Genomic DNA, 7,057 nt, shown 5'->3' on the forward strand with positions numbered 1-7,057 from the left:
CGGAGATTTATTATGAACGTTTCAAGGCGTAATTTTATAAAGCTTACAGCCGCAGCAAGCGCCGCGGCAGCGGCGGGAATCTCTTTCCCCGCATCCGTTCAGGCGGAAGAAAAAGTTGATGTTGATAAATGGGTAAAAGGCGCATGCCGTTTCTGCGGAACAGGCTGCGGCGTTTACGTAGGCGTTAAAAACGGCAAAGCGGTTGCGATAAAGGGTAACCCCGATGCGAAAACAAACTTCGGGTTCCTTTGTGTAAAAGGGTTCCTTGCATTCAAATGCATGTACCACCCTGACAGACTCAAAATGCCCCTCGTCCGCCAGAAGGACGGCAAGTTTAAGGAAACCTCATGGAACGAGGCTCTTGACCTTGTGGCAAAAAAATTCAAATCATTCCATGAAAAATACGGCAAAGACTCAGTGGCATACTACGGCAGCGGCCAGTGCACCACTGAGGAAACATATACATTCAACAAGCTCTGGAAAGGCGGCTTCCGCAGCAACATGGTGGAAGGAAACCCCAGACTCTGCATGGCCTCAGCCGTTGCGGGCTATATCTCAACCTTCGGCTCTGATGAGCCTATGGGCAGCTACTCTGATATAGAAAGCTCAAAGTGCATCTTCATCACGGGTTCAAACATGAGCGAGTGCCACCCTGTAATCTACAGAAGGGTAATGCGTCATAAGATGAAAAACCCCGATGTGAAGATAATAGTCTGCGAACCCAGAAGAACCAGCACATCAAAAATAGCCGACCTCTGGCTGCCGAACGATCCGGGCACTGACCTTGCGGTGTTTCATGCCATGGCAAATGTGATTATTTCCAAAAACCTCCACGACAGGGACTTCATAGCGAAGCATGCACGCTTCACCACCGGAAAGGATGTTGTGGATTTTGAGGAATACAAAAAATTCCTTGCCCAGTTCACACCGGAAGCTGTGGAAAAACTCACCAGATGCCCCGCAGACCACATAGTAAAGGCTGCTGAATGGTTCGCCACAAGCGGCGCCACCATGTCAATGTGGTGCATGGGTCTTAACCAGCGTAAAAGAGGTCTCTGGGCGAACAACCTTGTTCACAACCTCCACATAGTTACGGGCAACATGGGTAAACCCGGCGCGGATTCCTTCTCGCTTACAGGTCAGCCCAATGCCTGCGGCGGTGTGCGTGAAACAGGCGCCCTTTCCCACCTTCTGCCCGGAACAAAACCTGTGGCGAATGATAAATGGCGCGCTCACGTGGAAAGATCATGGAAAATACCCGAAGGGACAATTGACCCCAAGCCGGGCTTCCACACTATGCTGATGTTTGAAAAACTCGGCGCTGAAAGCGATGCGGAAAAACCCATAAAAGGGATGCTGGTGAGCACCACAAACCCTGCCCAGTCTCTGCCCAACCTGAATAAATACATTAAGGGGATGCAGGACAGCTTTTTGGTGGTTCTGGATATTTTCCCCACCAGAACAACTCAGCTCGCAGACGTTATACTCCCTGCCGCGTTCCTCTATGAAAAAGGCGGCGTATTCGGCTGCTCCGAACGCAGAAGCCAGCTTACTGAAAAAGCCGTTGAGCCGATCGGACAGGCAAAACCAGACCTCTGGATAATCGCCCAGATAGCTAAAAGAATGGGCTATGAAAAGCTTATTCCCTGGAACGGCAATGACTCCATGAAAGCAAATCAGCAGGCATGGGAAGACTACATAGCTGTGACTAAGGACACTGAACACACTCTTTGGGGCGCAACATACGACAGGCTTAAAAAAGAGAAAGCCGGTCTCCAGTGGCCCTGCCCGTCAGTGGATCACCCCGGAACCGAAAGGCGCTATGTCAGAGGGCTTGACCCTATGTTCGAGCATCCGGCTGAGAAAGGCAATATTCCTGACAGCGCTCAGGTTTACTTCTATGCGGATGCGAAGAAGGAAGGCAAGCTGAACCTTTTCCTGCGCCCCTATGAAGGTCCCGGTGAAATGCCTGACAAGGATTTCCCGTTCTTCCTCACCACAGGAAGGGTTGTGGAGCAGTGGCACACGGGAACAATGACAATGCGTATTCCCGAAATAGCAAGAACTCACCCGAACGCATATATAGAACTGCATCCGGATGATGCAAAACAGCTCGGTATAACCGCAGGGGACATGGTGGAGATAGTGAGCAGAAGGGGCAAAAGTTCTATGCCCGCAAGAATTACGAAAGGGACTCTCCCCGGAGTGGCCTTTGTTCCTTGGCATGACCAGGCAATGGCAAGAATGATTAACTTTGTGTGCAACGACGTGGTCGACCCGGATTCAAAAGAGCCGGAGTACAAAGTTGCCGCAGTGCGCATTAACAAAATAAGCGGACCGAAAGACGTTGCTGATAAATACATAATCAGTGATGTTAACGCTCCCTTCGCTTAACCTCCATCTCTTCGGATCCGCCTCTTTTACCGGGGGCGGATCCTGCTATTTAAGGAGTTTATTATGATATTCACAGGCAGCATCATCACATTCGCCGAAGGAAAAAAAGAAACAGCCCTCGAAATGCTTAAGACCTTTCCGCAGGTGGAGATCCACTCCTTTTCCGAAGACGGCCAAAATGCGGTTGTATCCATAGAATCAACAGACAGCAAGGAACTTGAGAACCTCACTGAGACACTCAAGAAGGACAGCACAATTAAAGACATAGCCCATCACTACATGTATTTCGGTGAGGAGACTGAGAAACTTCTTGCAGAAGGGAATGAAAATCCGGATCTGGGTCAGTTTTTCAAAAGTGCAAGGAACAAGAACGGCAAAGCTGTATGAGTCTGAGGGAAAAAGTTAAGAACTACCTTAATAAAAACCCCTTCAAGGGTTACTTCAAAAGAAACAGACTCCGTCCCCCCGGCGCAGTGGAGGAGGAGAAGTTTATGGAACTCTGCATACGCTGCGCACGATGTATTGAGGTCTGTCCTTACGAATCAGTTAAAAGGGCGGATCTCTTCGACAGACTCCAGATCGGAACCCCTTATGTTTATGCTGATGAGAGAGCCTGCTATCTCTGCATGCTCTGCCCCTCCGTCTGCCCGACAGGAGCGCTGGACCCCAAGCTGAAGGAGCCTGAAAAGGTGCGCATGGGGCTTGCCTACATAGAGCAGGACAAATGCCTTAATTATCTGTACGTAAAAGATGAAAACATGGGCGGAACCAAAGGGTTCGCCACAATCTGCTCCACCTGCTACAACACCTGCCCATACACAGACGAGGCCATAATAATGGAGCAGTTTCTCCTGCCTGTTATAACCAATAAGTGCACCGGCTGCGGAATCTGCGTTGAGAAATGCCCCACCGAACCGAAATCGATCAGCATTATCCCGACCGGAATGGGGAACGAGGACTTGGCAGGTCTTTACTATCAGCGCTCCCGCAAGAACTTCAAAAAGGTTGAGGAAGCCGAAGGCTACAGCGGAGATGATGCTATAAAGAAAAAAATGAGCATAGATTCGGCAGGCGAAAAGCCTGAGTTCAAATTTGATTATGAAACAACGGATAAGATAGATGGCTGGACAGAGTAAAATCAAAAGATACAGACGGACGGTGCAGACGGCGGTCTTCCTGATGATGTTCATCATTCCGCTTCTGAACATCATGGAGATATATTTCATCAAGGGGACATTCTACTCCCTTGATGTGGGGAGCGCGGCGGCGGCTGATCCGATAGCGGTTTTTCAGGCGGCGATGTCATCAAAATCGGTGAATGTTTATATGGCGCTCTCGGTGGTGATACCTATACTGCTTATGCTGCTGGCGGGGCGTGTGTGGTGTTCATGGATGTGCCCTTATCACCTCATGGCAGAGGGCGTAAGCTTCATTAAGAAAAAGCTTAAAATGAAGAAGAGCTTTCCGGTTTATTCCCCAGCCGTAAAAAGGCGTACGGAAAACATGAGGCTTATTATTCTCGTGTGTTTTATCACCCTTGCAGGAATTGCGGGCATTCCGCTGCTGAACCTTATATCGGCTCCGGGTGTCATCTCGTCACAGGCGCTGGTGCTGGTGAAGTTCCATTATGTCACGTTTGAGCTGGTGTTTATCCTCGCGCTGATAATTGCCGAGTTCGTGCTTTTCCCTTTCTTCTGGTGCAGGCTTTTCTGCCCCACAGGGACTTTCCTTTCACTTTTCAAGTCGGAAAGGGGAATGCACCTGAAAAGAACTGCGGACGGCTGTTCCATGTGCGGTTCATGCAGAAAGGTCTGCCCCATGGGGCTTGACCCGGTGACTGACGGAAGCAGCCTGCTCTGCCATAACTGCGGCGACTGTATTGACACCTGTCCGGATAACAGAAAGAAAGAAACTCTCCGCTTCATAAGCGGCAGACAAAACTGACCTCATAAATTTCTCCTATGAGCCCTTCCTCTTCGTTTTGAGGGGGAAGGGTTCTCAAAAAATTCCTTAATAGAAAAATCCGGTTTGTCAGCCTGTTTTTGTGATTTCATATCAGTCTTGTAAATAAGGATATTTTCGCCATCAGACAAATAAAAGACTTGATCTGTCATGTAAAAATACTTTATATATCAAATATAACTATAACCAATATTCAGTTATTCATATTCGATAAGGATAAGGTATTATGTGCAAAATTGAGGTCAAAAACCTTTATAAGCTCTTCGGCGAACACGCCCCTCATGCCATTAATGACATGAAAAAAGGCATGAGAAAAGAGGAGATTATGAAGAAGCACGGCACTGCCGTGGGGCTTGACAATGTTTCTTTCTCCGTGAAGGAGGGGGAGATACTTGTTGTTATGGGGCTGTCCGGTTCGGGCAAGTCAACACTGATCCGCTGCATCAACAGGCTCATAGAGCCGACAGAGGGCACTGTCACCGTGGACGGGCAGGAGATTACCCGCCTTAATAAAGATGAACTGCGCGAGCTCCGTTCAAGGAAGTTCGGCATGGTTTTCCAGCGTTTCGCCCTGTTTCCCCATAAAAGTGTTATTGAAAATGCGGCTTACGGTCTTGAGGTGCAGAACGTTCCGAGGGAGGAGAGGTTTAAGCGTGCGGCGGATGCCCTTGAGCTGGTTGGCTTAAAAGGCTGGGAGGACTATTACCCCGAAAACCTCAGCGGCGGTATGCAGCAGAGGGTGGGACTGGCAAGAGCCCTTGCCGTTGAGCCTGATATTCTTCTGATGGACGAGGCATTCAGCGCCCTCGACCCGCTGATAAAGCGTGAGATGCAGGATGAACTGCTCTCTCTTCAGGCAAGGGTGAACAAAACAATAGTTTTCATCACTCACGATCTGGATGAGGCGCTTAAACTGGGGGACAGGATTGTCCTCATGAAGGACGGACGTGTGGTGCAGATAGGAGAACCTGAGGAGATACTCACAAACCCCGCAAACATGTATGTGGAAAAATTTGTGGAGAATGTGGATCTTTCCAAGGTTCTCACGGTTTCAAGCGTTATGGTGAAACCGCTTGCCGTCACCTACCCTAAGGACGGCCCGAAATCAGCCCTGCTCAAGATGAAGGAGGAGGGCATATCCTCTGTGATGGTGGTGAACAGGGAGCGGCAGTTCATGGGCATAGTCCATGTGCGTGATGTGCGCAAAGCCTCCGAACTGAACCACAAGACCCTGGAAGAAGTTCTGGACAGGGAAGTGGTAAGCGTTCTGCCGGATGAAAATATCAGCAGCCTGTTTTCCGCTTCAAAGTTCCCCATAGCAGTGGTTGATGAAAAAGGCGTGCTGAAAGGCGCTGTTGTGAGGGGTTCTCTCCTTTCCGCACTGTCATCGGAAGGAGGAGCGGGCAATGGATAGTATACCTAAGTTTCCCCTTGGGGAGATGATAGAAAAGTTTATAGATTTCACCACTGAGCATTTCTCCGGCTTCACAAGGGCAGTGTCGGATATTACCGAAACGGCTCTTGAGCACCTCATAGACGGAATGCTATTTTTCCATCCTGTGGTATTCATAGCTGTTGTATGCGGGCTCCTGTTCAGGTTTTCCGGACGCAGGATAGCCATAGGCAGTGCGGCGGGACTTCTGTTCATACTCAATCTCGGACTGTGGGATGCCACAATCTCAACCCTCGCCCTGGTTCTGTCAGCAACATTTGTTTCGGTTCTGGCGGGTGTACCTCTGGGGATTGCAGCAGCGCTCTACAGCCCTTTTAAGAGGGTGCTCATGCCTCTGCTTGACTTTATGCAGACCATGCCCGCCTTCGTTTATCTTATCCCTGCCATTCCGTTTTTCGGTCTTGGGCCTGTTTCCGCCATTTTTACCACAGTGGTTTTCGCCATGCCCCCGGCTATCAGGCTCACCTGTCTGGGTATAAGTCAGGTTCCGGCGGAGCTCATAGAAGCGGCGGATGCTTTCGGCTCCACAAAAAAACAGAAGCTCTTCAAGCTTCAGCTTCCCCTTGCTATGCCCACCATAATGGCGGGAGTGAACCAGACAATAATGCTGGCGCTCTCAATGGTGGTCATCGCCTCAATGATAGGCGCAGGCGGACTTGGCGGAGAAGTGTGGAGAGCCATCCAGCGGCTTTGGATGGGCAGAGGCTTTGAAGCAGGTATAGCGGTGGTGATAATAGCCATGATCCTTGACAGGGTCACGCAAAATACAGCGGCGAAAAAGAGATAGAGGGTTGCTGACGCTCCTCGCAGTGACGTAAAACATGGTCATTGCGAACGAAGTGAAGCAATCTCTAACGCCGTGCGATGGTGTTGGGAAGCCTTGCTTCCGCTCAGGATGACGCAACGGGAAGTATAGCTTTAGACTGCTTCGTTGCTGACGCTCCTCGCAGTGACGTAAAACACGGTCATTGCGAACGAAGTGAAGCAATCTCTAACGCCGTGCGAAGGTGTTGGGATGCCTTGCTTCCGCTCAGGATGACGCAACGGGAAGGGTAGCTTTAGACTGCTTCGTTGCTGACGCTCCTCGCAGTGACGTGAAACACGGTCATTGCGAACGAAGTGAAGCAATCTCTAACGCCGTGACATGGTGTTGGGAAGCCTTGCTTCCGCTCTGGATGACGCAACAGGAAGGGTAGCTTTAGACTGCTTCGTTGCTGACGCTCCTCGCAGTGACGTAAAACACGGTCA

At 50.0% G+C, this 7,057-nt stretch carries 6 protein-coding genes; all 6 read left to right on the top strand.

The features are described 5' to 3' along the window. The first annotated feature begins 12 nt into the window (after nt 1–12). On the top strand, nt 13–2,394 hold the full coding sequence (locus OSQ85_RS01970) for a molybdopterin oxidoreductase family protein (protein WP_265820975.1): 2,382 nt from the start codon (nt 13–15) through the stop codon (nt 2,392–2,394). Between the two features lie 63 nt (nt 2,395–2,457). Then, nucleotides 2,458–2,781, top strand: a complete 324-nt coding sequence (locus OSQ85_RS01975) for a chaperone NapD (protein WP_265820977.1) — start codon at nt 2,458–2,460, stop codon at nt 2,779–2,781. Beyond that, a complete protein-coding gene (locus tag OSQ85_RS01980; protein ID WP_265820979.1) occupies nt 2,778–3,530 on the top strand; it encodes a 4Fe-4S dicluster domain-containing protein in 753 nt (250 codons plus the stop codon). The genes OSQ85_RS01975 and OSQ85_RS01980 overlap by 4 nt, the downstream gene beginning before the upstream one ends. Beyond that, a complete protein-coding gene (locus OSQ85_RS01985; RefSeq protein WP_265820980.1) occupies nt 3,514–4,338 on the top strand; it encodes a 4Fe-4S binding protein in 825 nt (274 codons plus the stop codon). Before OSQ85_RS01980 ends, OSQ85_RS01985 begins: the two co-directional genes overlap by 17 nt. Before the next feature lie 244 nt (nt 4,339–4,582). Continuing rightward, nucleotides 4,583–5,770, top strand: coding sequence for a quaternary amine ABC transporter ATP-binding protein (locus OSQ85_RS01990; RefSeq protein WP_265820982.1), 1,188 nt, complete (start codon nt 4,583–4,585; stop codon nt 5,768–5,770). Next, a complete protein-coding gene (locus tag OSQ85_RS01995; protein ID WP_265820983.1) occupies nt 5,763–6,596 on the top strand; it encodes an ABC transporter permease in 834 nt (277 codons plus the stop codon). The genes OSQ85_RS01990 and OSQ85_RS01995 overlap by 8 nt, the downstream gene beginning before the upstream one ends. Nucleotides 6,597–7,057 lie beyond the last annotated feature (461 nt).

The sequence above is a fragment of the Geovibrio ferrireducens genome, from assembly GCF_026226615.1.
Taxonomy (GTDB): domain Bacteria; phylum Chrysiogenota; class Deferribacteres; order Deferribacterales; family Geovibrionaceae; genus Geovibrio; species Geovibrio ferrireducens.

What these genes read in the sequence shown, in the direction of transcription:
- OSQ85_RS01995 (WP_265820983.1), top strand. Translation starts at nt 5,763, where the DNA reads ATGGATAGTATACCTAAGTTTCCCCTTGGGGAGATGATAGAAAAGTTT.
- OSQ85_RS01970 (WP_265820975.1), top strand. Translation starts at nt 13, where the DNA reads ATGAACGTTTCAAGGCGTAATTTTATAAAGCTTACAGCCGCAGCAAGC.
- OSQ85_RS01985 (WP_265820980.1), top strand. Translation starts at nt 3,514, where the DNA reads ATGGCTGGACAGAGTAAAATCAAAAGATACAGACGGACGGTGCAGACG.
- OSQ85_RS01990 (WP_265820982.1), top strand. Translation starts at nt 4,583, where the DNA reads ATGTGCAAAATTGAGGTCAAAAACCTTTATAAGCTCTTCGGCGAACAC.
- OSQ85_RS01980 (WP_265820979.1), top strand. Translation starts at nt 2,778, where the DNA reads ATGAGTCTGAGGGAAAAAGTTAAGAACTACCTTAATAAAAACCCCTTC.
- OSQ85_RS01975 (WP_265820977.1), top strand. Translation starts at nt 2,458, where the DNA reads ATGATATTCACAGGCAGCATCATCACATTCGCCGAAGGAAAAAAAGAA.